Origin of the sequence: Lactobacillus johnsonii (assembly GCF_013487865.1) — a bacterium.
Lineage (GTDB): Bacteria > Bacillota > Bacilli > Lactobacillales > Lactobacillaceae > Lactobacillus > Lactobacillus johnsonii_A.
The window spans coordinates 1,305,180-1,331,917 of the sequence record NZ_CP047409.1; the positions used below are offsets into that span (position 1 = coordinate 1,305,180).

General features: G+C 35.4%; 26 protein-coding genes, 2 tRNA genes and 2 pseudogenes. 2 read left to right on the top strand and 28 right to left on the bottom strand.

The window, feature by feature from the left end:
* Positions 1 to 27 precede the first annotated feature (27 nt).
* From GTO82_RS06150 to GTO82_RS06240, 19 genes are all read right to left on the bottom strand, one after another.
* A complete protein-coding gene (locus GTO82_RS06150; protein WP_180872903.1) occupies positions 28 to 1,224 on the bottom strand; it encodes an FtsW/RodA/SpoVE family cell cycle protein in 1,197 nt (398 codons plus the stop codon).
* A gap of 18 nt (positions 1,225 to 1,242) precedes the next feature.
* Positions 1,243 to 1,470 carry a DUF2969 domain-containing protein gene (locus GTO82_RS06155; protein ID WP_004894179.1) on the bottom strand — a complete coding sequence of 76 codons (228 nt, stop codon included), beginning with the start codon at positions 1,468 to 1,470 and terminating at the stop codon, positions 1,243 to 1,245.
* A 10-nt stretch (positions 1,471 to 1,480) separates the two neighbouring features.
* Complete coding sequence (gene yidD / locus GTO82_RS06160; RefSeq protein ID WP_011161824.1) at positions 1,481 to 1,774, bottom strand: membrane protein insertion efficiency factor YidD; 294 nt, start codon at positions 1,772 to 1,774, stop codon at positions 1,481 to 1,483.
* A gap of 1 nt (position 1,775) precedes the next feature.
* A complete protein-coding gene (locus GTO82_RS06165) occupies positions 1,776 to 1,961 on the bottom strand; it encodes a DNA-directed RNA polymerase subunit beta (RefSeq protein ID WP_180872904.1) in 186 nt (61 codons plus the stop codon).
* A gap of 2 nt (positions 1,962 to 1,963) precedes the next feature.
* A complete protein-coding gene (locus GTO82_RS06170) occupies positions 1,964 to 2,953 on the bottom strand; it encodes a rod shape-determining protein (RefSeq protein WP_004894172.1) in 990 nt (329 codons plus the stop codon).
* 107 nt (positions 2,954 to 3,060) lie between these two features.
* Positions 3,061 to 3,294, bottom strand: a complete 234-nt coding sequence (locus GTO82_RS06175) for a DUF1146 family protein (RefSeq protein ID WP_180872905.1) — start codon at positions 3,292 to 3,294, stop codon at positions 3,061 to 3,063.
* A 50-nt stretch (positions 3,295 to 3,344) separates the two neighbouring features.
* Positions 3,345 to 3,785 (bottom strand): F0F1 ATP synthase subunit epsilon, encoded by a 441-nt coding sequence (locus GTO82_RS06180; RefSeq protein ID WP_180872906.1) that lies wholly within the window; start codon positions 3,783 to 3,785, stop codon positions 3,345 to 3,347.
* An 11-nt stretch (positions 3,786 to 3,796) separates the two neighbouring features.
* Positions 3,797 to 5,239: a F0F1 ATP synthase subunit beta gene (atpD, locus tag GTO82_RS06185; RefSeq protein ID WP_004897607.1), complete on the bottom strand. Its 1,443-nt coding sequence runs from the start codon at positions 5,237 to 5,239 to the stop codon at positions 3,797 to 3,799.
* Positions 5,240 to 5,261: 22 nt separating this feature from the next.
* Complete coding sequence (locus GTO82_RS06190) at positions 5,262 to 6,218, bottom strand: F0F1 ATP synthase subunit gamma (protein WP_180872907.1); 957 nt, start codon at positions 6,216 to 6,218, stop codon at positions 5,262 to 5,264.
* A gap of 17 nt (positions 6,219 to 6,235) precedes the next feature.
* Positions 6,236 to 7,747 carry a F0F1 ATP synthase subunit alpha gene (atpA, locus tag GTO82_RS06195; protein ID WP_004897610.1) on the bottom strand — a complete coding sequence of 504 codons (1,512 nt, stop codon included), beginning with the start codon at positions 7,745 to 7,747 and terminating at the stop codon, positions 6,236 to 6,238.
* Positions 7,748 to 7,761: 14 nt separating this feature from the next.
* Positions 7,762 to 8,310, bottom strand: a complete 549-nt coding sequence (locus GTO82_RS06200; protein WP_180872908.1) for a F0F1 ATP synthase subunit delta — start codon at positions 8,308 to 8,310, stop codon at positions 7,762 to 7,764.
* Entirely contained in the window at positions 8,310 to 8,810 is a 501-nt protein-coding gene (gene atpF / locus GTO82_RS06205) for a F0F1 ATP synthase subunit B (RefSeq protein ID WP_004894154.1), read from the bottom strand. The genes GTO82_RS06200 and atpF overlap by 1 nt, the downstream gene beginning before the upstream one ends.
* Before the next feature lie 49 nt (positions 8,811 to 8,859).
* Positions 8,860 to 9,072, bottom strand: coding sequence for a F0F1 ATP synthase subunit C (gene atpE / locus GTO82_RS06210; RefSeq protein WP_004894153.1), 213 nt, complete (start codon positions 9,070 to 9,072; stop codon positions 8,860 to 8,862).
* A gap of 18 nt (positions 9,073 to 9,090) precedes the next feature.
* The gene (gene atpB, locus GTO82_RS06215) at positions 9,091 to 9,807 is read right to left on the bottom strand and encodes a F0F1 ATP synthase subunit A (protein WP_180872909.1); all 717 of its coding nucleotides are present in this window, start codon (positions 9,805 to 9,807) and stop codon (positions 9,091 to 9,093) included.
* A 91-nt stretch (positions 9,808 to 9,898) separates the two neighbouring features.
* Positions 9,899 to 10,528, bottom strand: coding sequence for a uracil phosphoribosyltransferase (gene upp, locus GTO82_RS06220; RefSeq protein WP_180872910.1), 630 nt, complete (start codon positions 10,526 to 10,528; stop codon positions 9,899 to 9,901).
* A gap of 113 nt (positions 10,529 to 10,641) precedes the next feature.
* Positions 10,642 to 11,634 (bottom strand): L-threonylcarbamoyladenylate synthase, encoded by a 993-nt coding sequence (locus GTO82_RS06225; RefSeq protein ID WP_180872911.1) that lies wholly within the window; start codon positions 11,632 to 11,634, stop codon positions 10,642 to 10,644.
* A complete protein-coding gene (gene prmC / locus GTO82_RS06230) occupies positions 11,634 to 12,476 on the bottom strand; it encodes a peptide chain release factor N(5)-glutamine methyltransferase (RefSeq protein WP_180872912.1) in 843 nt (280 codons plus the stop codon). Before prmC ends, GTO82_RS06225 begins: the two co-directional genes overlap by 1 nt.
* Positions 12,469 to 13,557: a peptide chain release factor 1 gene (gene prfA / locus GTO82_RS06235; RefSeq protein ID WP_180872913.1), complete on the bottom strand. Its 1,089-nt coding sequence runs from the start codon at positions 13,555 to 13,557 to the stop codon at positions 12,469 to 12,471. The genes prmC and prfA overlap by 8 nt, the downstream gene beginning before the upstream one ends.
* 24 nt (positions 13,558 to 13,581) lie before the next feature.
* Positions 13,582 to 14,181, bottom strand: a complete 600-nt coding sequence (locus GTO82_RS06240; protein ID WP_180872914.1) for a thymidine kinase — start codon at positions 14,179 to 14,181, stop codon at positions 13,582 to 13,584.
* 159 nt (positions 14,182 to 14,340) lie between these two features.
* Here GTO82_RS06240 and GTO82_RS06245 point away from each other — a divergent pair, with 159 nt between their 5' ends.
* A complete protein-coding gene (locus tag GTO82_RS06245) occupies positions 14,341 to 15,693 on the top strand; it encodes a Mur ligase family protein (RefSeq protein WP_180872915.1) in 1,353 nt (450 codons plus the stop codon).
* On the opposite strand, the pseudogene GTO82_RS06250 reads toward GTO82_RS06245, so the two are convergent.
* The 8 genes and pseudogenes from GTO82_RS06250 to GTO82_RS06285 all read right to left on the bottom strand — a co-directional run bounded on the left by GTO82_RS06250 (position 15,627) and on the right by GTO82_RS06285 (position 22,890).
* Positions 15,627 to 17,386 (bottom strand): annotated as a pseudogene (locus GTO82_RS06250) (IS1182 family transposase). The gene GTO82_RS06245 and the pseudogene GTO82_RS06250 overlap by 67 nt on opposite strands.
* A 146-nt stretch (positions 17,387 to 17,532) precedes the next feature.
* Entirely contained in the window at positions 17,533 to 18,552 is a 1,020-nt protein-coding gene (locus GTO82_RS06255) for a serine hydrolase domain-containing protein (protein ID WP_180872916.1), read from the bottom strand.
* Between the two features lie 57 nt (positions 18,553 to 18,609).
* A tRNA-Gln gene (locus tag GTO82_RS06260) sits at positions 18,610 to 18,682 on the bottom strand.
* A gap of 5 nt (positions 18,683 to 18,687) precedes the next feature.
* Positions 18,688 to 18,759 (bottom strand) — tRNA-Glu (locus GTO82_RS06265).
* A gap of 151 nt (positions 18,760 to 18,910) precedes the next feature.
* A complete protein-coding gene (locus tag GTO82_RS06270) occupies positions 18,911 to 19,351 on the bottom strand; it encodes a hypothetical protein (protein ID WP_180872917.1) in 441 nt (146 codons plus the stop codon).
* A pseudogene (locus GTO82_RS06275) lies at positions 19,344 to 20,756 on the bottom strand (MFS transporter). Before GTO82_RS06275 ends, GTO82_RS06270 begins: the two are co-directional and overlap by 8 nt.
* 104 nt (positions 20,757 to 20,860) lie before the next feature.
* Positions 20,861 to 22,204 carry a glucose-6-phosphate isomerase gene (locus tag GTO82_RS06280; protein WP_004897655.1) on the bottom strand — a complete coding sequence of 448 codons (1,344 nt, stop codon included), beginning with the start codon at positions 22,202 to 22,204 and terminating at the stop codon, positions 20,861 to 20,863.
* Positions 22,205 to 22,287: 83 nt separating this feature from the next.
* The gene (locus tag GTO82_RS06285; protein ID WP_180872918.1) at positions 22,288 to 22,890 is read right to left on the bottom strand and encodes a VanZ family protein; all 603 of its coding nucleotides are present in this window, start codon (positions 22,888 to 22,890) and stop codon (positions 22,288 to 22,290) included.
* A 159-nt stretch (positions 22,891 to 23,049) separates the two neighbouring features.
* On the opposite strand from GTO82_RS06285, the gene GTO82_RS06290 reads away from it, so the two are divergent.
* Positions 23,050 to 25,242, top strand: a complete 2,193-nt coding sequence (locus GTO82_RS06290) for an LTA synthase family protein (protein WP_180872919.1) — start codon at positions 23,050 to 23,052, stop codon at positions 25,240 to 25,242.
* Between the two features lie 44 nt (positions 25,243 to 25,286).
* Here the strand turns inward: GTO82_RS06290 and GTO82_RS06295 are convergent, their stop codons facing one another.
* A complete protein-coding gene (locus GTO82_RS06295) occupies positions 25,287 to 26,738 on the bottom strand; it encodes a sensor histidine kinase (protein ID WP_180872920.1) in 1,452 nt (483 codons plus the stop codon).

Here is a 26,738-nt window from a genome sequence, read left to right on the forward strand (position 1 = left end):
AAAACGATGAGGTATTTTTTTATACTTTTAAAAGTCTCCAGCAGTACTAAAAATATAATCTTTATGGTGCCACTTCATCGATAGAATCAACCCAATTCCAATCATATTTCCCAATAAGGCTGATCCCCCTTGAGATACAAATGGTAGTGGGATACCAGTCAATGGTAAAAGATCAATTCCCATTCCGATATTTTCAAAAACGTGGAATAAAATCATCATGATAATTCCTGTAGAAATATAAGAGTAAAATGCATTTTTTGTTTCAAAAGTAATTTTGACCATTTGAAAAATTAAATAGAAATAAATCAAAATTAAAGCACAACATCCTACAAAACCTAATGATTCTCCAATAACTGAGAAAACCATATCGGAAGTTCTAACAGGAACATAAACACTAACTTTACCAAAACCATGTCCCCAGATTTGACCTGATCCAATCGCCTTCATACTTTGCCACAACTGATAGGCCCCTGAAGAAGTATCTTGAGATGGATTTAACCAAGAGTTAATTCTTTGAAACTGATAGGCCCTAAAGTTAAATGCACTTCCTAAAAATGCTTGTCCACCAGGTGTAGTAACCAGTAAGATTGCCGTAGCTCCAATAATAAAGACGACGCCATATACTGGTATGATAATTTTCCAAGTAATTCCTGAAACTAAAATTACCCCACCAACAATTGCGAAGAACACAAGCATGGTACCAAAGTCATTTTGAAGTTTTAGCAAAACTGCAACTGGAATTAACCAAGCGAATATTTTACCAATCAAAAGCCAATCTGTTTTAAAAGTGTGGGCATACTGTTCATTATGCCGTTCTACCACTCTTGCTAACATTAAAATAAAGGCAGGTTTCATTATTTCAGAGGGTTGAAAAGTTAATGGTCCTAATTTAAACCAACTCTTCGCACCAGTATCAGCAAATACTTGCCTGTTATACAAGAATAAAACCGCAATTAATAAAATTATTCCAATTCCATAAGCAATTGGAGCAATTTTAAAAAGTTGTTCTGCATCAAATTGCATTACGAAAATCACCAGTGCAATTGATACAAGATACCAAACTGCTTGAGTAATAACCGCTTTTACTGGACTCCCCATTTTAGGATCGTTAACAGTAGCAACCCAAATACCGTATAAACTGATGACGGCTAATAAAAAGACTGGAACTACTACACCCCATGCGATGCGATCATACCAATCTGCTTTATTTTCAACTTTTGTCATTGTACATCCCTACTTTGTTTATTTTTCATGCAAAGTAAAGTATGAAAGCAATTCATTAATAGCACTTTCTAAAGTCTTGGAATAGAGACTATGATTTGTTTTAGAAGATACTACATGGTAGCGTTCCTCTTCTTGTTCAATAATTCCAATAGAACGTTTACCAGGAATAACAACTTCCCAGGTAGGCGCTGAAGTACCTTTTCTTTCATTAACTTCAATATCAATACTTTCCAATTTTCTAGACATATATATTCTCCTACTTTTTATTCGAATGAAATGCCTGCGCAATAATTTCATCTTCATATCGTTCAGGATGAGGATTACGACGCAGGGTAAAATAATCCGGTACTGGATCTACTCCTCCCTTAATAAAAGGATTACAGCGTAATATCCGCGCTAGTCCCATTATTAAGCCTAAAATTGCTCCATGCTTTTTTAAAGCATCAATCATATAGCTTGAACAGGTAGGATAATACCTACATGTTGGTGGCAAAATTGGAGAAATAAATTTTTTGTAAACATTTACTAACCCAATTAACAATTTATTCATTTTAACTTAAAAACTCAAAAAAATGAATCCATGTTGTAGGAAAGAAAATTGCAAAGGGATTACCACTTGCAACACCACATCCAATAAAGGCTCCAAGGAGCATGGTTGCAAACAAGTATAAAATAATCTTTCCTACTTTTTTTAAATGCTTATTTACTAATGAAAAATTAAAACTTACTCTCTTCATAATTAGTGTCTCTGATGATTCTCAATATTTTTAAGCAACACACCGGTTCCATTTGCAACAGCTTCTAATGGTTCATCAGCTTTTAAAACTGGAACTTGGAGATAATAAGTAATTAATTTATCAATATTCTTTAGTAAGGCTCCACCACCTGTTAACATAATACCACGATCGATAATGTCAGCAGATAATTCAGGTGGAGTTTGTTCTAAAACTTCTTTAGTTGCAGCAACAATTGACATTAGACCATCTTCAAGAGCCTTTTGAACTTCTAATTCATTAATCGTAACTTGTTTTGGCAATCCATCAACCATATCACGACCACGAACAGTCATTGTCTTAGTTGGATCAGCTTCAAAAGCGGTCCCAAGTTGAATCTTAATTTGCTCAGCAGTGTGTTGTCCCACTAAAAGATTCTTACTACGTTTAATGTAGCTGGCAATGGCCTGATTCATTTTATCCCCAGCCCAACGAAGTGAGCGAGAAGTTACGATTTCTCCCATTGACAAGACAGCAATATCAGTCGTACCACCACCAATATCAATAACCATATTTCCTTGTGGTCTAAAAATATCTAAGCCTGCTCCTACAGCTGCTACTTTAGGTTCAAAGTCTAGGTATACTCTACCTCCACCTGATTTTTCAGCAGCTTGAATAATAGCTTTTTGCTCAATTGAAGTAACTCCAGTAGGAGCACAAATTAGAATATTAGGTTTAGACATAAAACCTTTTACGTTTAATTTTTCAATAAAGTAGCTAAGCATTTCTTCCGTAATATCAAAATCTGCAATCACACCATTTTTCAATGGTCTAATTACTCTAATATTACCTGGCGTACGTCCCACCATTTTATATGCCTCAGTACCGACTGCGACAACTTTATCTTTATCAGTATCTACAGCAACAACAGAAGGTTCATTTAAAACGATACCTTTGCCGGATACATTTATTAGAACATTTGCAGTTCCTAAATCAATTCCTATATCTCTTGCCACGCTAGTGCCTCCAGTATTTAATCATTAAAAATTGTAACATAAATACCGCTTTACTTTAAGGACAAGTGTAAAGAAGTGCTTTTCTAAAGCATTTCTTATGAAAATCATTAAAAAAGCATTTTTAATGCCAATGATTGGTCAACTAATGCCAAAATAAATTGTCCGACTATAAACCCTAAGGCAATCGACACAAATAGTAAAAATACTTGAATTTCAAACGTATGCCCCTTCTTAAATAATTGGTCGACTCTTAGACCTCTCATTGCTCTGAATGAAAACGCAATTGTCACTAAATATGTGATTAGACTGACAATTGCATGAACTCCTACTTGTCTCATCATATAATTTTCTCCATAAAAAAAGACGAACACATCGTTCGTCTTTCTCATTTCTATTTACCGTAATTTTCACGTACATGTAATCTATTAACCGCACGACGTAAAGCAATTTCAGCTTCTAGCATTTCTCTTTCGTTGTGCTTCTCTTTAGCTTCTTGCATATGTTGTTCAGCACGCTTCTTAGCTGATTGTGCACGTTTAACATCAATATTGCGAGCCTGTTCAGCACTATCAGCGATGATAGTTGCTTCATTATTTGAGAACTCAATGTAGCCCCCATTAACAGCAATATGATCAACACGATCATTCATTTCATGCGTTCTTTTTACCCGAACTTCACCAATAGCTAAAGGAGTAACAATTGGAAGGTGATCATACATAATTGCACGATCTCCATCAATTGCGCGCATTGCTACCATTGTAGCATTGTGCGAATAGACAATACCATCAGGTGTTACAACGCTAACTTTTATAATTTTTTCTGGATCTGCCATAACGCATCACCCTACTTTGCTTCTAGCATTGCTTTTGCTTCAGGATTTTTAGGAGTAACTCCCATCTTTTCAGCTTGCTTAATAACATCCTCAATTGGACCAACGTTACGGAAAGCATCTTCTGGAAGATCATCCAATTTACCATCAATGATCATCTTGAAGCCTTTAATTGTTTCCTTAATTGGTACATAGGAACCTGGAATACCAGTAAATTGTTCAGCAACAAAGAAGTTTTGTGAAAGGAAGAATTGAATCTTTCTTGCTCGTTCAACAATTAGCTTCTCATCATCTGATAATTCATCCATACCTAAAACAGAAATAATATCTTGCAATTCTTGGTAACGTTGCAAAATATGTTGAACCTTAACAGCTACTTCGTAGTGCTCTTCACCAACAATTTCTGGATCTAGTGCACTAGAAGTTGATTCAAGTGGATCAACAGCTGGATAAATACCTTGTTCAACCAAACGACGTTCTAGGTTAGTAGTAGCATCCAGGTGAGCGAATGTAGTTGCAGGAGCTGGGTCAGTATAGTCATCAGCTGGCACATAAACGGCTTGAATTGAAGTAATAGATCCCTTCTTAGTAGAAGTAATCCGTTCTTGCAATTGACCCATTTCAGTTGCCAAAGTTGGTTGGTAACCAACGGCACTTGGCATACGACCAAGTAAAGCAGAAACTTCAGAACCTGCCTGAGTGAAACGGAAAATATTATCAATAAATAATAATACGTCCAAACCTTCAACATCACGGAAGTACTCCGCAATAGTCAAACCAGTTAATGCAACACGCATTCTGGCACCAGGTGGCTCATTCATCTGACCAAAGACCATAGCGGTTTTAGATAAAACGCCAGATGCCTTCATTTCAAAGTAAAGGTCGTTACCTTCACGTGTTCTTTCTCCAACACCAGTAAATACAGAAATACCACCGTGTTCTTGGGCAATATTATGAATCAATTCCTGAATAATAGTTGTCTTACCAACACCGGCACCACCGAATAGACCAACCTTACCACCACGAACATATGGTTCAAGTAAGTCAATAACTTTAATACCAGTTTCTAGAATTTCTTCACTTGTGCTTAGTTCATCGTACTTAGGTGCTTCTTTATGAATACCTTCACGTTTTACATCTTTACCTAGAGCAGGACCACCATCAATTGGATCACCTAATACGTTAAAGACACGTCCTAAAGTGTCTTTACCAACAGGAACAGAAATTGGAGCACCTGTGTCTTCAACTTCCATCCCACGTCTTAAACCGTCGGTAGATTCCATTGAGATAGTTCTTAAAACACCGTCACCAAGTTCTAGTGTAACTTCAAGAACAAGAGTATCACCATTGTTGTTTGTGACACGTAAGGCGTTATTAATATCAGGCAAATCTTTATCTAGTGGGAATTCCACGTCAACGACAGGTCCAATAACTTGGACAATTTCGCCTTTACTCAAAACATCTACCTCCTTTTCTATTTTATTCTAAGGCATTTGCACCACCGATAATTTCGGTAATTTCGGTAGTGATTTGTGCCTGTCTTGCTCGATTCAATTTAGTCTTCAAACCAGAAACAACATCATCTGCATTTTGAGATGCACTCTGCATCGCTGTCATTGAACTTGCATGCTCAGCAGTTTTAGCATCCAAAATAGCTCCAAAGATCATTGATTTAGCAAATTGAGGTAAAACTGTCTTCAATACTGAATCAATATCTGGCTCAATAATGTAGTCTTTTGGTATTGTTTCTTTATGATTAATATCAATATCAGAAATTGGTAGCATGCTTTCTACTCTAAAAGCAGAAGTCAAAGTATTTACGTGGTGAGTATAACAAACAAAAAGTTCATCATAAACACCATTTAAGTACATCTTTACAGCGGTTTGAACAATATCTCTAACTTCATTGTAAGTTGGAACATCGCTTACACCACTATATTCATATACGACATTAAGATTTTGCTTCTTAAAGAATTGCGCTGCAACACTACCAACTGCCAAAATTTTAACATCTTTATTTTGTGCATCAGCATCTTTAAAGATACTCATCATATTCTTAATAACTTGACTGTTATAAGAACCAACTAAGCCTCTATCTCCACTAATTACTAAGTAACCAGTAGATTTAATTTCTTTACGAGGTTGAACTAAAGATGCTAAAGTACCTAAATCGAAGAAACTACTATAATCGATATTAGATTGACCGCCAAATTCACTATATTCATTTGTCTCTTTACCTAATTGATTCACAATTTGTGAACTCATCAAATGAGAAACGGTTGCTCTAACTTTATCGTTGTAAATAGTATATTCTTGATCAAGCTTTTCAGTTCTATTCAATTTAACACCTGAAACCATTCTCATAGCTTCAGTTATTTGACCTGTTTTCTGAATTGAAGCAATCTTTTTTTTCAGTTCAAGGAGAGATTCTGCCAATGAAAAAACCTCCTCTTCTATTTCTTACTGATTGAAAAACCTTCGTTGAAGTTCTTTAAAGCTTCATTAAGCTTATCTTCCTCAGGTAAATCTCCTGTAGTACGGATTACATCAAGTAAGTCGTTATAGTTACTTGCAAAGTAATCATATAATTCAAGTTCATAACGTTGAATATCAGGTACAGGAATTGCATCCAAAAAGCCATGCGTCAAAGCATAAAGAATCAATACTTCATCTTCAACAGGAAGTGGCTTATGTAGTGGCTGCTTCAATACTTCAACAGTACGACGTCCACGATTTAACTTAGCTTGAGTAGCTTGATCAAGATCACTACCAAATTGAGCAAAACTTTCAAGCTCTCTATATGATGCCAAGTCCACACGCAATGTACCTGCAACTTTTTTCATAGCCTTGATCTGTGCACTACCACCAACACGGGAAACTGATTCACCGGCATTAATGGCAGGACGGGTACCAGCAAAGAATAAATCAGCTTCCAAGAAAATCTGTCCATCAGTAATGGAAATAACGTTAGTTGGAATATAAGCTGAAATATCCCCGGCTTGGGTTTGAATAAATGGTAAGGCAGTCATTGAACCGCCACCAAGTTTCTTATTCAACTTAGCACTACGTTCTAGTAAACGAGAGTGTAAGTAGAAAACATCACCTGGATAAGCTTCACGACCAGGTGGACGACGAAGAAGTAAGGAAATTTCACGGTATGCAACGGCTTGCTTACTCAAGTCATCAAATACGATTAATACATCCTTACCATTGTACATAAACTCTTCACCCATTGCAGTTCCCGCATATGGAGCGATATAAAGCATTGGTGCTGGTTCACTAGGACCGGCTTCTACTACAATAGTGTAGTCCATAGCACCAAATCGTTTTAAAGTTTCAACAGAGTTTTTAACTGTTGATTCCTTTTGACCAATGGCAACGTAAATACAAATAACATCTTGGCCCTTTTGATTAATGATTGTATCTAGTGCAAGAGCAGTTTTACCTGTCTTACGGTCACCAATAATTAATTCACGCTGTCCACGACCAATTGGAACTAAAGCATCGATAGCTTTAATACCAGTTTGTAAAGGCTGGTTAACGGATTGTCTATCCATAACTCCAGGAGCTTTACTTTCAATAGGTCTAGTCTTATCAGTCTTAATCTCACCTAAACCATCTACTGGTTGTCCTAATGGGTTCACAACACGACCAATTAATTGATCGCCAACAGGAACTTCCATAATTCGGCCAGTACGCTTAACTTGATCACCTTCACGAATATCGTCAAAGCGACCTAAGATGATGATACCAACATCATTGGCTTCTAGGTTTTGCGCAATACCGTATGAACCATTAGAAAATTGTAATAGTTCACTTGATAATACGTTATTTAGACCGTGAGCACGGGCGATACCGTCACCGACGTAGGTAACAGTACCAACTTCGTTGACGTTGAGCTTATCATCATATTTCTCAAGTTGTTGCTTGATCAAAGCGCTAATTTCTTCCGCTTTAATGCTCAATGGTTTCACCTCTTTTATCTATTTTCAATTAATTGCTCACGAATTTGTTGCAATCGAGTTCTTATAGAACCATCAATAATGCGATCCCCGACTTTGAGGATAATACCTCCTAAGATACTTGGATCCACTTTATTTGTTAGAATCAATTCTTTAAAGCCATACTTCTTAGCATAGGCTTGGCTTATTCTACTTAATTCATCTTCATTAAGCTTAATAGCACTTACTGCGATCCCTGAAGCAATATTCTTATACTCATCATAAAGAGTATTAAATGCCTCAATAATTGCAGTTAAGGATTCAAATCTGCGATACTCTAATAAGAAATCTAAAAAATTCTTAGTTTCAATTGAAAACTTATCGCTAAAACTGGATAAGAATTCCTCTTTTTGATTCTTTCGAATAATTGGATCGCTTAACAAACGCAGCATGTCAGGATTTTCTTTAGCTACTTGAAGCAATACATTCATATCCTCATGTACTGCATCTAAGCTATTAGCATCCTGTGCATAAGCAAATAAAGCTTTACTGTATCTGGAAGCAATTTCTTCTCTACTTAAAGCCATTAGTCATTCAGCCCCTTGATAAATTGATCTACCAAGTCTTTCTGATCAGCAGCAGATAAATTCTTACTAATTACTTTTTCAGCAATAGCAACAGAAATATCAGCTACTTGATCTCTTGCTTCATTGAGTGCATCAGTTTTTGCTTGGGCAGCATCTTCTGATGCTCTCTTTCTAATTGCGGCAGCTTCTTGATCAGCTTGACTAATAATATTATTCTTAGTCTTTTCCGCATTGCTCTTTGCAGTAGAAAGAATTTGTGTTGCCTCTTGTTTAGAGTCTTTCAAGGCAGCTTCACGTTGATTAGCAAGCAATTCAGCTTTCTTTCGATCACTTTCTGCTTGATCAAGGTCACTTATTACCTTTTGACGACGTTCCTCCATCATCTTTGTTACCGGGCCCCAAGCAAAATGCTTAACTAATAGGAGCAAAGCTGCAAAGATCAAAAGATAGTAGAGTGTGTCGCCCAACTCTAATTTTAAGGCTGCAAACATAAATTGCATGTCTCAACCCTTCTTTCTCGTAATTACGATCTTGTTCTTAAAACGCAAATTACAGGAAGAGAATTAAGAAACCAATAACGATAGCTAAGATAGGAACAGCTTCGATCAAACCAACACCGATAAACATAGTTGCTCTAAGGTTGTTAGCAGATTCAGGTTGTCTTGCCATACCTTCAATAGTTTTTGAAATAACTTTTCCGTTACCGTAGGAAGCAGCCAAAGCAGCTAAACCAGCGGCAATTGCGGCAGCTAAATATTTCATAGAAAAACCTCCGTAAAATTATTCTTCAGTAACCTTTTTACCAATATATACCATTGACAAAGTTACGAATACATATGCCTGGATAGAGCCAATAAAGACAGAGAAGCCTTGCCAGATTAAAGTTAGTGGAACCGAAGCGATGACGGTAAACCAACCCGCACTCTTTGCAAAACGATTACCGATTAAAGTTAATAATACTTCACCGGCATAAATATTACCGTAAAGACGTAATGATAACGTCAAGAAATTAGTGAATTCTTCAATAATATTGATTGGAAGTAAAAATCCAACTGGTTTTGCATAATTTGCAAAATAACCTTTAGCACCAAACCTCTGAATACCAAAGTTATAAGACAGAAGCAATGTCATCATTGCCATGGTCATAGTAATCAATGGGTTAGCAGTTGGTGATTTGACAAGGATATGGTCATTAATTGAAAACTCAAAGAACAAACCTAACTGGTTCATAAAGAAAATGAACATAAATAGGGTAAAGGCATATAAAGATAGGTGCTTTTGTGCATCTACGTCAGCAACGTTGTCCTTAACAATCCCATTTGTAAAATCAATCATATATTCCAAAAGATTTTGCTTTTTATTAGGTTTTAAAGAAACATTACGTCCTAAATACCAAACAAGAAAGAAAACCGCAATTGCGACTAACGTTCCCCCTAAGCAGTTAGTTACATTGAAATTTAAGCCGAACACATTAACGACTACAGATTTCTCATTCACTTCGTGACCTCCCTTCTTGTGCTGAATACCTCAAACACACTAAAAATGATAACACCCAAAAATTTCAATTTCAAAATATTTTTGAGTAAAATTACTTAGTTCCGAACAATCTATCTCCTGCATCCCCTAGACCTGGGTAGATGTAACCGTTCTCCATTAATTTTTCATCTTCTGCTGCTGCGTAGATGTCTACATCTGGATTTGCTTCTTGTACAGCCTTTACACCTTCAGGAGCAGCTACTAGAACAGCTAAACGAATATTCTTAGCGCCACGCTTCTTTAATGCTTCAATAGCCATATTTGCTGAACCACCTGTTGCAAGCATTGGATCAACAATAATACATTCACGTTCTTCAATATCTGGTGGCATCTTGAAGAAATATTCATGTGGCTTTAGAGTTTCTTCATCACGATACATTCCGATATGTCCTACTTTTGCAGATGGGATCATTTGAAGAACACCATCAACCATTCCAAGACCAGCACGTAAAATTGGTACTATAACTAGTTTCTTACCTGCTAGTTCTTTTTGAGTTGACTTTCCAATTGGAGTTTCAATCTCAACATTCTTCAATGGCAAATCGCGTGTCATTTCATACACCATGAGTCCACCGATTTCACCAACAATTTGACGAAATTCATTTGTACCTGTGTCTTTCTTACGAATAATTGTCAACTTATGTTGGATCAACGGGTGATTCAAAACGGTAAACTTACCCATAATGGCCTCCTATTTTAAAAATAATACTTCGTTCATTATTTTAACAAATTATTAGATAAATGTTTCCTAAATCATACGAAAAAAGGCATGTTTTTCTACATGCCTTTTTATTTTTAATGAAAATGATGGCCAGCAGCAGCTTTGTTTAAACGATTCATATAAGCAGCACTAATTGCACCATGGTCAAAACCTTGGACATAAATACGCTTAATTTTATCTTCACCATCAAAATATCTTAAAGCACCAAACAAATTATGGGCTGCCTTATCAATGGTCTTGCCTAAACTATATTTATTGGGACTATCGATCTTTTCAAGAACTTCATCCAAAGCAGCTACACCAGTCTCATCATCCCATTGGATTTTCGAAAAATCTTCTTCTTTGTCCACAACTAAAACAGGAGCACTAGGAGCGTAATGACGATATTTCATACCAGGAGCCTTTGGCACACCCTTAGTCTGCGTAGTTCCCCTATTCATCAAAACTTCTTCTCCCAGAACTGCTGAGATCTCTTCAGGAGTAATTTCACCAGGACGAAGTACCGTTGGCTTTTCAACGGACAAATCAACAATTGTTGATTCCAAACCAATCTCGGTTGGCCCATTATCAATAATCCCGGCAATCTTTCCTTTTAAATCATGAAAAACATGTTCCGCAGTTGTAGGACTAGGCTTAGTGGAAGTATTAGCAGAGGGCCCAACAATAGGCTTTCCCAGTTCACTAATTAGATCATGAGTCATCTCATCATTTGGGCAGCGAAATGCTGCAGTTGGAAGACCGCCAGTTACAGCATCTGGTAAAGTGCCTTCTTTGACAAAAAGAATAATAGTTAATGGACCAGGCCAAAAGTGCTTAATTAGCTTTTTAGCACGTTCTGGTACTTCATTAACATACTTTTCCATCATTTGTTCATCAGACACAGTTACAATTAATGGATTATCACTTGGGCGGCCTTTAGCTGCATATACACCCTTAACAGCCTTTTCATTAGTTGCTAATGCCCCAAGACCATATACGGTTTCAGTTGGGAAAGCTACTAATTCTCCTTTTCTCAACAGGGCAACTGCTTCAGGAATTTGTTCTTTATTGAAAATCTTCGTTTCCATTACTTTTTCCACCTTCCATGAACCATTCTTGGCTTACCTGCTAAGTCATCCCTAAATTCAATTTCAAAATCTGGTAATTCAGTTTCAAATAATTCTTTTAATTGCTCTTTTTCACTAAAACCAAACTCTAAGAAAAATTGTCCTTGAGAATTTAAATGTGACTGAACTTGCTTTGCAAACTTACGATAAAAATCTAGACCATCTTCTCCACCATATAAGGCAGTATCAGGTTCGTTTTTTATAACATTTTTATCCATTAAGTTCTTTTCACTCGTCTTAATATAAGGCGGATTAGAAATAATCATGTCAAATTTTTCTAAGCCCACTAGTACATTTGCCTTACGTGTTTTAACATCTAGATCATACTTTAAGAAATTTTCTTCGCTTTCACGCAAAGCAGAATCTGTGATATCACTTGCGTATAGATTCAAATCCTGAATTCCTTGTTTCTGCGCCTGCTTTACCAAAGCAACCATAATAGCTCCAGAACCAGTTCCTAAATCAAGGATCTTTTTACCAGATTCAATAGTTTCAAGTGCCCATTTAACTAACTCTTCAGTTTCAAACCGAGGAATTAAAACACCGCGATTAACTAAAATTTTGTAGCCATAAAACCAAGCATAACCCAAAATATATTGCGGGGAAATTCCTCTACGCAATTTTTTCATATCTTTTAATGCTTGTTTTTCTTGTTCCGAGGTTAATTCATCATTAATGTGTAACTCAAATTCTGAAGGTGTATAGCCTAATCTTTCCCCCAGAACGTAATCAATATCCTCTGGACGAATTTCAGAATTATTATTTAACACAGTTTCTTTTATTTTTTTTAGACTTTTAGGCATTTTCTTCAGCCATCTTTTCTAATTGCTGAGTTTGGTAGTAAAGAACTAGCGCATTAATAATTTCATCCAATTCGCCGTTCATTATTCGATCAAGCTTGTTTAAAGTTAGACCAATTCTGTGATCAGTTACACGGTTTTGAGGATAGTTATAAGTTCTAATTCTTTCAGAACGATCTCCTGTACCAACAGATTCTTTTCTTTTAGCATCATATTGATCACGATTTTGACTTTCATAGTAGTCATAAACACGTGATTTCAAAATTTGCATAGCTTTTTCACGGTTTTGTTGTTGACTTCTTTGATCCTGCATAGCAACAACGATTCCAGTTGGAAGGTGAGTCATACGCACAGCACTAGAAGTTTTGTTAATGTGCTGACCACCAGCACCGGATGAACGGTAAACATCTACACGAATATCTTTTGGGTCTAAGTCGATGTCTACTTGTTCATATTCGGGCATAACGGCTACAGTCGCAGTAGAAGTATGAACACGACCTTGAGATTCAGTTACTGGAACACGTTGTACACGATGAGCTCCGTTTTCATACTTTAATTTTGAGTAAACTTTATCACCTGTGATCATAACGGCAACGCGCTTATAACCACCGACTTCAGTTGGCTCAGAATCAATTAAAGATACTTTCCAGCCTTGAGTTTCCGCATATTTTTCGTACATTCTAAGAAGATCGCCTGCAAATAATGATGCTTCATCCCCACCGGCAGCTCCTCTAATTTCCATAATAATATCTTTATCATCGTTAGGATCTTTAGGAAGCATTAAAATCTTGATCTCATCTTCTAATTCAGCAACTTCTTTTTCTAATTCAGAATTTTCTTCCTTAGCCATCTCAACTAAGTCATTATCAGATTCATTAGAAATAATTTCTTTATTATCATCAATTTCTTTAATATCTGACTTATATTTGCGATATTTTTGTACTACTTCACGCATATCGGCTTCTTCTTTAGAGATTTCCATATATCGTTTAGTATCATTAATAACTTCGGGATCAGCCATCATTTCTTGAAGTTCTTCATAATGGGCAACTAATCCTTCCAATTGGGCCATCACTTTATCCATAATTATTATCCTTTCTTAATTCTCTTATCTTTGCTTATTGGGATGAAAATAGTGAAAACGACAAACGGGATAGTAAGATTCATCTCCACCAATTTGAACTTGTTCACCCTCATAAACAGGTTTTCCAGAATTAATTCGTAAATTCATTGTAGCCTTATGGCCGCAGTAGTGACAAATTGTCTTCATTTCTTCTACTTTATCCGCAAAAATTAACAAATTTTCGCTACCTTCAAACAAATGATTTTGAAAATCATTTTTCAGACCAAATGCCATTACAGGTATCTTTAATTCATCAACAATTTTGGCACATTCTAATACGTGATGTCTTTTTAAAAACTGTGCCTCGTCAATTAAAACACAAGCCACCCTACCATTGCCAGACTCCACATCACTTTTATTCAATTCTGAAACATAATTAAATAAATTTAAATCTTCACTTATAGGCATAGCTTTACGATGTAAACCGATTCTAGAAGCTACGGTTCCTACTCCACTTCTATCATCTACATTACTCGTCAGTAAAGCGATTTTTCGTCCTTGTGCCTCATAATTATGGGCAACCTTTAGTATTTCAATCGACTTACCACTACTCATTGCACCATAGCGAAAAAACAACTGAGCCACTGCAAAATTCCTCCATTGTTAAGTTTATGTAACTTCACTAATATTGCCTTAATTAGTATAAAGTAAATTTAAAAATCGTGCAGGTAAAAATAAAAAAGGTCGTCTTCATTTTCTCTATATGCTATAGTAAAATTTAGTTTTAAAGTGAGGGATAATAATATGAATTTAAAATCAGGCATCGCTAAGGCAGCTGGTAAATCATCTTACTGGTTTCTTCATAACGTATTAAAGGGCGGGACGAGTTTTCCTGGAAAATTTGCCATGAAAATTGATCCTGAAGTATTAAATTCATTAGCAAAAGGCTATGAGACAATCATTGTCACTGGAACTAATGGTAAAACAATGACAACTGCTTTAATCGTGGAAGCATTAAAAAAGAAATATGGTGATATTTTAACCAATCCATCAGGATCAAATATGCAGCAAGGAATTGTTACAGCATTTTTAGCTCACAAGAATAAAAGAGCAAAAAAGAAAATTGCTGTACTAGAAGTAGATGAAGCAAATGTAAAAATGGTAACCAAATTACTTCACCCCAGCGTATTTGTTTTAACTAATATTTTCCGTGATCAAATGGATAGATATGGTGAAATTTATACTACCTATCAAAAGATTGTCGACGGAATTAAATTGGCTCCCGATGCAACTATTATTGCTAACGGAGACGCAAGTATTTTTTCATCCGTGGAATTACCTAATAAAAAAGTATTCTATGGCTTCAAACTTCCAGAAGACAAGCCTGAAAATGACTTCAAGGCTCCCGTAAATACTGATGGCGTTTTATGTCCTAAGTGCGATCATATCTTGCATTATCACGAACGTATTTATGCAAACTTAGGTGACTATTTCTGCCCTAATTGTGGCTACCATCGTCCAGAATTGACCTATAGTGTAAATCAAATTATTGATCAAACTCCAAATAGCTTAAAATTCAAAATGGGTAAAAAAGAATACAGTATTGGTATCGGTGGTACCTATAACATCTATAATGCTCTTGCTGCCTATTCTGTAGCACGTGAATTTGGTTTAAGTGAAGAAGAAGTAGCCCAAAGTTTTGCTGAAAACAAACGAATTTTTGGTCGACAGGAATTGATTAATTATGCAGATAAAGAAATAGATCTAATCTTAGTTAAAAATCCAGTTGGACTTGATGAAGTTCTCCATATGCTAAACACTGAAAAAGATAGCTATTCTTTAGTTACTCTTTTGAATGCAAATCACGCAGACGGAATCGATACATCCTGGATCTGGGATGCAGATTATGAAGGATTAAACAAAGACCAAATCAAAAAAGTAATAGTTGGTGGAAAACGTTGGCATGATATGGGATTTAGACTAGAAGTTTCAGGCTTTGATCCGGGTTTAATGACAACTGCTACTAATAATGAAGCTTTGCTAGATGAAATTTCAAAATTACCAACTAAGAAAGTTTATATTTTAGCTACTTATACTGCTATGCTTTCACTTCGTAAAACAATGGGTGAAAAGAAAATTATTAAAGCAGGGATGTAAAAAGTGTCTGGGAAAAAACTAATTCTCAGGTACAAAAAGACGATCAAGCCAACTCTTAATTTGAGTAGCTTGACCGTCTTTTTTTTCTATTTTTATTTGCACATAAAGCAGATCGGTCTTTGGACCATCTTCTGTGCCAATACTTGCTTAAGTTCATCATCATCAAGGCTATTCCTACATCAGTTTCAACCTTCTTTTTACCTCTTAGATGAGTTCGGCGCATGCCAAAGACGTTCTTCAAATGTCCAAAAACTGGCTCGACATCATACTTTCTCATGCTGTAGATGTGCTTGCCTTCAGGACTTTGAAGAACTTCTTTTGTCTTTTCTTTTAAATACTGCCAGTTAGGATTATAACGTACTTGCCTTTGACGGCCGCTTTTTGTTTTAGCTAAGCGTTCCAATTCTGGTGTGATTTGGAATTCATCTGCTTCATATATCTTAAAATCACGAACCTGACCAGTAGAGTGGTCCTTGCGCTGGCTATAATATTTGAAATTGAATCTAACGCCGTTTTGATCTAAATAATAATCATCTTTTTCATTGTAGAACCAGTTAGACAGCCGGCTTGGATCATTTTTGTACTTTCTGGTTTGTTCCTTTTCATACATGGTGTAAGGAATGAAATACTCTTTGTCTGAATACTTTTCTTCCAGCTGTGTGTAATTATATTCACTCCCATAGCCAGCGTCGGCGACAATCTTGTCAAACTTATCTAGGACCGTCATCTGTTTCAAAAAAGGCTCCAGCGTCTTGAAATCAGTTGGATTAGGATATAAGGCAAAATCAACCACGTACTGATCCGTCGTAGCCGCTTGGATATTGTAGCCTGGCTTAAGCTGGCCGTTTTTCATGTGGTCTTCCTTCATATGCATGAAAGTCGCATCATGGTCTGTCTTGGAGTAGCTGTTGCGTCCAGCAAAAATCTTCTCGGCTTCCTCGTATTTTTTCATTCGGGGCAGATAGTCTTTTTTCAAGCGATGAAGATACTTTTTAAGTCCACGTCTTCTCGCTTTTCTAGGCGAGCCACCTGGGATAGCTTTTGGTTCTTGCTCAATTTCTTTAGTCAGTTTTTCAATTTCAGTTTCGGTTTCTTGGGCTAGTTCTGCTAAGCCTTGACTAGTTTGAACTTTTTCTTTTTCCATTGCTTTAACCACTTCTTGGGCAACCAATTCATCATAAAGCTTGACTGCTTGATCTTTTAGCTTTTCATGAAACTTTTCAACAGCTTTACGCCAAACAAAAGTATAGCGATTGGCATCCGCTTCAATCTTGGTGCCATCAATAAAGATAGTCCCTTCATTGATTAAACCCTCTTGTTCTAATAAGTTGGTAAAGTACAAAAAGCTTTTCTTAATGAGCTGATTGGCATGCTTGCTAGATCTAAAATTATTGATGGTATGGTAAGAAATCTTTTGATGTTCTGCCAATACCATCATGGGCAGGTTTTCTTCCAACATTAATTCGATCTTTCGGCCTGAAAATACTCTTCTGGAATAAGCAAAAAGCAGAATTTTAAGCATCATGGCCGGATGATAGGCTGGACGTCCAGTTTCGGCAGTATCTCCCAATAAAACATCTTCTGGAATTGAATCGACAAACCAGCTGATAACAGTAGCTAAATGATTGTTAGGAATAGAGAAGTCTAAATTAAGTGTTAAAGCAGTTTGACCTGTGATATAATTTTGATACATTGAGATTGCCTTCTTTCATTTTGTTTTGTGGTGATTCAATAATAGCAAGGAAGGCACTTAAAGTACATAAAAAGAACGATGAAATCCAAAATGGAAATCATCGTTCTTTTTTCATGTCTGAGAATTAGTTTTTTCCCAGACACTTTTTAGTTTTTATAGACATTTTCTTTCAAAAACGTATCAACAATCTTTTCCCTCATTGCAAGAAAAATCTGATTATGGCCGCTCGGATGGATTCTATTTGTTAAAACAATCATTGCTGTTTGATTAAGTCGATCAATTAACATAAACGTTCCAGTAAAACCAGTATGATAAATCAATGAATGTTGGTCAACAGGGTCAAAACGTAAATCCCATCCCCAAGAACGAGGATGTACTTTCTTAGGTGTTTCAATTTGAAACAAATTAGCTAATGTCGCCTGCTCTAGAGGTAAAATATCATCACGTATTCCTAGATAAGCCTGGGTTATCTTTATGAGATCCTCCAGATTTGCAAACAAGCCTGCAGAGCCACAATCCTTTCCTAGTACGCGAGCTTTAGGATCATGCACAATTCCTCGTAACATTTTTCCATCTTCAGTTAAAGCTGTAGGAACACACTCACTTGCCTTTGGATGAAAAGTTGTCTCTTTCAATTTAGCAGGTAAAATGATTTCCCGCGTAATTATATCTTGGACAGGTAAACCATATATTTTTTCAAGAACTAATCCCAGTAGAATAAAATTAGTATCGGCATATCGCATTTTTGTTTTAAATTCATCAGTAACAGGTAAACCAATGATTGCCTTCAATAAATCAGGTGCAGCTAATTCATCACGATTAGGAATCCAGCCCCGGATTCCACTAGTATGAGTTAACAAATCACTAAGGCGAATACGTGCATCTTTAAATTCAGGAATAAAATCTTTAAGAGGTTCTGTAAAATTAAGTTTTCCTTCTTCTTTCAGTTTCAAAAAAACATTAGTTGTTCCTAATACCTTAGTTAAACTAGCTAAGTCATAGAGAGCAAAAGGACTAAGTTGCTCAACTTTAGGTATTAAACTAGCAAAGCCAACTGTTGAAGTAAATACTTGCTTTTTTTTAATAAAGGCATAATTTACTCCCGGAACAATTCGCTCACTGACCATACTTTCAACTAAATGTTGAGTCTTGAAAAATTCTATCATCCTTACCACCTGGATTATAAAATAAAACCGTCAGATCAGTGATCTGACGGTAACGTATTGAGATATTCGGGCTCGAACCGAAACATCCAGGAACCAGAATCCTGTGCCTTACCAATTTGGCTATATCTCAGTATATCACCCGTACGAGAATTGAACTCGTAACTCCACCTTGAGAGGGTGGCGTCTTAACCATTTGACCAACGGGCAAATTCAACATATGTAAATATAATTGAATATTGTAAATCTGTCAAGTTACATTGTCATTTTTCTTTGAAAAGTAATTTAAAGTGAAAAAAAGCTGCATCACGTCTTACTCACCATGATGCAGCTTTTCAATTATATCACTTATTTTCACTCTTTATGACATACTTTTTGTAGTTTTCTCAATATCTTCTATTTGATTAACATTCATTTTAGCTAGATTTTCTTTCAACTCCACCCATTGCTTACTCAATTTCTTATTTTTTTGTTCTGCTTGTTTCTTCGCATAAGCAACTAACTTTTCTAAGTTAGAGAAATTTTGAAGTAACTGATGGGATTGATTTTGCAATAACTTCTGATCTAGATCGGTTTTCTTTGCTTCTTCACTAACCTCTAAAATAGCTCGAACTTGTGGCTGACAAAAATCTTTCAAAATACCAGCAATCTCTTGTAATTCTTCAACATCGCTTCTATCAAAATGTAATAAATCTTTTTGTTCATCTTTTTCCACTAAATCAGTTGCAGCTTCATTTCTAAAATAAAGTTCTTGAGCAAAATCGTGTATGTTCTTTTCCATAGCTAAAAAATTATTATTCATCTTTAGTTACACTTTCTTCTCTTGTATGTTTTTCGTTACCTAGTTTAAACATAAACCAATCACATACTAAAATCAAAATTCCAAGACCAAAAGTGAAATAGAATGCTAGTCGACTTCCTTGAGCAGTTAAAGCAGCATAACTCCCAGTTTGCTTATTTTGAAATACCGCTATAATTGCAGCTAAAATGGCGGTCCCCATGGAACCCGCTAATTGTTGCGCTGTTTGACAAACAGCTGTTGCATCTGCCTTCAAATTTTTATCGACTATTTTTAAACTTTGAGCCATCGTATTGCTAAAGGACATACGATGTCCTAACATTAAAATTCCATAAAAACAAATAATCATCGATGTGGTCAAGCTTAACCCCCAATTAGCTAATAAAAAGCTCCCTAGCGCCATTAAAAACGCACCACTATATAATGGCACTTTTGCTCCTAGACGATCATATAGTCGGCCAAAATATGGATTTAATAGTCCAGCAACAATACTGCCTGGAAGTAAAACGAGTCCCCCAATTAAAGACGTTTGTTTATTAACAATTTGAATATAGTTAGGTAAGACAAAACTCACTCCAATATTAATAAACTGAAGTAAGAAGTAAGCACAGGCTCCAAAAATAAATGCCTTATCTTCAAAAACTGATAAGTCTAGTAGCTTACTAGTAGAACATTTGGAAATTTTAACAAATAGCATGAATAAAATGGTGGCTAATACTAATAAAACCCATAGACGCTAATTTTTCAGCCCTTTACTCAATTGATTTACGCCAATTACTAAACTTACCATCCCCGCACTTAAAATTGCGTAAGCAGGCCAATTAAAAGATTTCTTTTTTACTGGATGGTAGCTTCCAATCACAAAAATTCCAGCAATAAAAACTAATAGTGCGAAAATTGTAGCAATTATAAAAATCCAGCGTCAATTAAGGTAGTAAGAAATACTTCCCCCAAAAGCTGGACCCAGAGTTGGGGCCATTGCTACCACTAAACCAGCAATTCCCATATATAGTCCCCATTCATCTCTTGGCATTACTTCTACAATCAAATTAAACATCATTGGTGTACAAAGACCAACACCTAGAGCTGAAATTAAGCGCCCCAATAACAAAATGTAAAAATTTAATGCAAAGGCTGAAATAATACTCCCCACCATAAATGCAATGGCAGCTGTTACAAACAATTGCTTAGCCGTAAAACACTCATTTTGATAAGAAGAACTAATCATAATTATTGCAATCATTAATAAATACCCAGTTGTCGTCCACTGAATTGTATCTAAAGAGACGTTAAATTGTTTCATCATCGCGGGAAAAGTTACATTTAAACTTGTTTCAGTTAAAATTCCCACAAAGGACATGAACGCGGTTGCTAGGACGGCCAATGTGTTTTCTGTCTGTTTTTTCATTTTTTCTCCAATAAAAAAGAGTGGAGGCAATTAGCCTCTACCCTTTCTTTAACTATTATCTAGCTATATTCGATCTGCATACTATCAAAATATGCTAAGTAGATTTATTTTAAGCGTTTAGTTAAATCATCATGTAAGTCTTCATAACCAGGTTTGTTTAAAAGACCAAACATGTTTCTCTTGTAACTTTCAACACCTGGTTGGTTAAATGGGTTAATACCATTTAAGTAGCCTGAGATACCTACAGCTAATTCAAACCAGTAGATTAAGTAACCTAAAGTATGAGCTGTTTGATTTTCAATATCAACAGTCATAACTGGTACACCACCATCAGTATGAGCTAGAACTACACCTTCGTAAGCACGATCATTTACGTAATTCATAGTTTTACCTGATAAGAAGTTTAATTGATCTAGGTTTTCCTTATCGTCAGGAATAGTTACATCATGTGTTGGGTGTTCAACACGAATAACTGTTTCCATTAAGTTACGACGACCTTCCTGGATGTATTGACCAAGTGAGTGAAGATCGGTGGTGAAGTTAGCACTAGATGGATAAATACCCTTTTGATCTTTACCTTCTGATTCACCCATCAATTGCTTCCACCATTCACCAAACATTCTTAATGATGGTTCATAGTTTTCAAGTAATTCAGTAGTGTAGCCTTTACGGTAAAGGATATTACGCATTGCTGCATATTGGTAAGGACTATCCTTTAAAACATCTGGATCAGTGTAAGCAGCACGTGCATCTGCAGCACCCTTCATCATAGCATCGATGTCACCACCAGCTACGGCAATTGGAAGCAAACCAACAGCTGACAATACTGAGAAACGACCACCAATATCATCTGGGACTACGAATTCTTCGTAACCTTCTGCATCTGCTTCAGTCTTCAAAGCACCCTTAGCACGGTCAGTAGTTGCATAAATTCTCTTAGCAGCTTCTTCTTTACCGTATTTCTTGATTAACTTGTCCTTCAATACACGGAAAGCAATTGAAGGTTCAGTAGTAGTACCAGACTTAGAAATAATATTAATTGAGAAGTCCTTATCTCCTAACCATTCAAGCAAATCGTAAAGGTATGAACCTGAAAGAGAATTACCACAAAATACTACAGTTGGGTACTTTTCTTTTTCTCTACCGTAGAAAGAGCTATTTAAGAATTCAATTGAAGCTTGGGCACCAAGGTATGAACCACCAATACCAATACCAACTAAAACTTCTGAATCATTTTGAATCTTTTTAGCTGCTTTTTTAATACGATCAAATTCGTCTTTATCATAATTAATTGGCAAATCAATCCAACCACGGAAGTCACTACCTGCGCCAGTACCTTCGCGTAATTCTTGATCTGCAGCAGTTACCATTGCTTGCATTTCCTTTAATTCATTTTCATGAACAAAAGGAGTTAATTTACTTGCATCAAAGTGAACAACTTTACTCATTATTTAAACTTCCTTTTTTTGTAACTTTTTCACATACAAACCTTATTTTAGCAGTTACTTCTTCATAAAACTAGAGTTTTTTCTTATAAGAATCTATAAATAATTCGATATAATATAAATCCAATTATAGTGCCGCAAACATTAAAAAATACGTCATCTATATCGCTTACACCAGTTTCTAAAACAAACTGCAAAGATTCAATAATTATTGACAAACATCCCCCAGCTAAAATTGTTCCTACGATGCTTTTTTTCTGAATAACTGTAGGAAATAATAAACCAAACGGGATAAACCATAAAATATTTCCAAGTGAATTATAAAAAAAGTCAAGCAAACTCTGACCATGAGTCAATTTTAGCGTTTCTTTCATAAATACTAAGTTTATATCGCTTAGACTACGGTGGAAATTAAATGTCAACTGCCATGGAAAATATGTATCTCTAAATACCGTTAACATTAAGAGCAAAATTATATAAAAACTAAATATCCATACACAAGCTTCGGACTTCAGGGTTCTTCTATGTCTCACCAATAACAGCCAACATAAACGAATAATTACAAAAATAATAAAATAAAAAAGTGTTTTATCTAAGCTATACAAAATCAACTTAATCAAAGCAAAGTGATTAATATGCGCTGCATAATGATGAAAAATGTATTCATATAAGGGTTGTAAAAAAAGCATAACCTAACCGACTCCGTAATTTTGGCTTAATTATAACGTAAAGATTCCTACGAAAGATGATTTTTTTCAAAATATTAAAAAATCGCAAATCTTTCACAAAAGTTTGTCGTTTTTTGAATTTACCAGTAAAATATTCCTTATTAAAAGGAGTAGTGAAGCGTGAATAAAACAAAACGTAATTTCTGGCAAACTAGAATTGGTTTCTTAACAATCCTAACACTTTGTTTTTGGGCAAAATATATGTATGCAGCTTACTTTGATTTTAAGCTTGGCTTAAGTGACCCATACCAGCACTTCATCGTCTGGTTAACGCCTTTAGGCACGTGCATTATTATCCTTAGTTTAGGACTCTATTTCTCTAAGCCCTTAGTCTCTTATATTGCAATGCTAGTTTTAGACACAATAAATACTATTTTGCTTTTTGCAAATGTCCTTTATTATCGTCAGTTTTCAGACTTTCTAACTAGTAAAACTATTCAAAACACAGCGAAAGTATCACAGGGATTAGGAAAGAGTACCGTTGCTTTGCTGCATCCCAGTGATATTTTTCTTTGGCTAGATCTCATAATAATCATTATATTGTTGATTATTAAAGTTATTAAAATTGATCCACGTAAGTATGGATTTAAACGTCCATTTGCTGTCTCATCATTTGGCGTTTTCATGTTAACTTTAAATATGTTTTTAGCAGAAACCTCACGTCCACGTTTATTGAGAAACACTTTTGACCGTTCTTACGTGGTTAAATATCTTGGACTTGATACTTATTCAGTATATGACCTCGTAAAAAGTGCACAATCAAACCAAGTTAAGAAAAATGCTAACGCAGAAGACATTAATCAAGTACTCGCTTTTACTAAAAAGCATTATGCAAAAGCAAATCCGGAATATTTTGGTAAAGCTAAGGGTAAAAACGTTATTGTCCTACATCTAGAAAGTTTTCAACAATTTTTAATTGGATTAAAGGTTAATGGACAAGAAGTTACTCCATTCCTTAACTCACTCTACCATAATAAGGATACTGTTAGCTTTAGTAATTTTTATCATCAAGTAGGCTTAGGACGAACCAGTGATGCAGAAAACATGCTTGAAACTGGAACATACGGCATTTCAGATGGTTCCCTATTTTCATCATTAGGATCTGAAAATACTTTCCAAGGCGCACCTCAAATTCTTCGTCAAACTGGCTATACTTCTGCTGTTTTTCACGGTAACACAGGAACTTTTTGGAATCGAAATGAAGTATATAAAAATTTAGGATATAACTATTTCTTCGATGCAAACTATTTCTCTCAAAAAAAGAACGACAAAATCGGATATGGTCTAAAAGATAAGCTATTGTTTAGTGAAAGTATTAAGTACCTTGAGCAGATTCAGCAACCATTTTATATTAAGTATTTGACTGTTACTAATCATATTCCATTTCAACTTGATCCAGAAGATAAAGATGATAACTTTACTACTACAAACACCTCAAATACAACCATCAATAATTACTTTGAGACAGCTCATTATCTTGACCAATCAGTTAAAGAATTCTTTGATTATCTAAAAAAGAGTGGCCTTGATAAAAACACAATGGTCATCCTTTATGGGGACCATTATGGTGTTGGTAGTTCAGACGATGAATTATCTGCTCTTACACCAGTATTAGGTAAAGACTTTAGTAAGTGGACATCTTATGACACAACAGAACTTCAAAAAGTACCCTTCATGATCCATATGAATGGAATTAAGGGTACAATTAACAATAAAATCAGTGGTGAGATTGATGTTCTCCCAACCTTACTTCATCTTTTAGGGATCTCAAATAAAAATTATATTCAATTTGGTCAGGATTTATTCTCTAAACAATATCGACAAGTAGTTGTATTTAGAAACGGTACCATTGTTACTCCTAAATATATAATTATGGGCGGTAAAGGCATTAAAGGTACAATTTATAATCATCAAACTGGGGAAAAGATCACTAAATTTAATAAAAAGCAGAAGGATGAAATTGCTAAATTAGTTGAATATGGCCGAAACTCCCTCCACTATTCCGACTTATTAAATAATCACAATCTGCTACGTTTCTACACTCCAGCTGGATTTATTCCAACTAATCCGAATGAATTCGACTATAAAATCAACTATCAAAAAATGTTGCAATTAAGAAAAGAACTAGGTAACAAATCTACTTCTCTTTATTCTCAGCATAAGGGAACAACTACTGATCTTTATACAACTGATGCTTCCGAAATCGATAAGGACGAAATAAATAATATTCCTGCGAATATTCAATCTGCTACAAGTGAAAAAAATAAAAATAATCAAAACAGTTCTCCAGGAAAAGATAATCTCGATAAATAAAAAAAGGGTAGTACTTAAAAAATATATAAGTACTACCCTTTTTGTTAGTCTTTAATAAATTCCTTATAACCCTTATCATATAAGGTCACGGTAAATGTTGCACCCTTTCCAGGTTCTGAATCAACGTCAATTTTACCACCGTGCTGTTTAATAAGAGAAAGAATAATTGACAGCCCTAAGCCAGATTCTCCCGAGCCAATTTTTGCTCTCGATGGATCTGCCTTATAAAATCTTTCAAAAATATATTTCATCTGCTTCTTATTCATTCCAATTCCTGTATCGGCTATTTTAAATTGGGCGCCATGCTCAATCCTTTTAGCAGAAATTGTAATTTTTCCATTTTCAGTAAATTGTAATGCATTTTGAACTAGATTAACCATTATTTGAGTGAAGCGGTCTTTATCGGCATAAACTTCAACTTGCTGCGGACAGTCTAAGATCAGTTCATCATTCTTTTGAGCAGCTTTTTGCTTCATCTGTGTTAATAAATTAGTTAGAACTTCAGTAGCATTGAATTTCGATTGAATCAGACTAATTTTATTATTTCTAATTTTTTCGTAATCTAAGTTTTCGTTCACCAGCCGGATTAATCGCTTTGTTTCACTATGCATTAAAGCAATAGATTTAGGTTTGGCTTCTTCAGGAATAGCATCATATTCAAATCCTTCTAACAACCCATTAATTGTAGTAAGCGGGGTTCGCATCTCATGAGCAGCATCAGCCATAAATTGCTCTCGTCGCTTTTCTTGTGCCTTAATTTCATCATTTGATTCTTTTAAAGCATTGACCATAATATTAAAATTACGTGCTAAATCATCAATCTCATCTGTATCCTTGTGTTTTAGATGGACATTAAAGTCACCTTGTGCCACTTTTTTAGTAGCATTAGATAAGAGTTTTATCTTTCTTGAAATATAGTATGACAAGACAAAACTGATCAATCCACCAATAACTAAAGAACTAAGTAAAGCTGTTAACAGATTATGCTTTTCTCGGACAATCATTTGTTCCACATTTTGCACACGTGAACCGATCCAGATTACTCCCACGAGTTTTCCTTTACTACGCCAGGGAACAATTACACTAGTATATGCATCTTTATTTGAAAAAGAACTTACTCGTCCATCCTCATGATCGTTCCTAATACGAATCGTCTTGCCATTCTTTAATTGCTTAAATAACTTTTGCGGTAATGCCCAGTTCATCGTAGTTTCTGGATAAACTTGTCTATTTTTATTATTAAAAATGCGAAGATTTACATCTTCGCCCTCCATTACTACCTGTAAATTTTTTAAAAATTTTGCATCTAATTCATGTTTAGGATTATCTTTAGCTAAAGCCAGTTTTCCAATCGAAGTTCCATATCCTTCTAAGCGAGTGTAACTTTGAGAATAGGCTTGAATAGTCGCAAAATGAATAGTTGATGAACCAATAATTACGATACTAGTAATTATTACTAGCAAAAAACCTAAAATTTCTTGATAGAATAGCTTCAA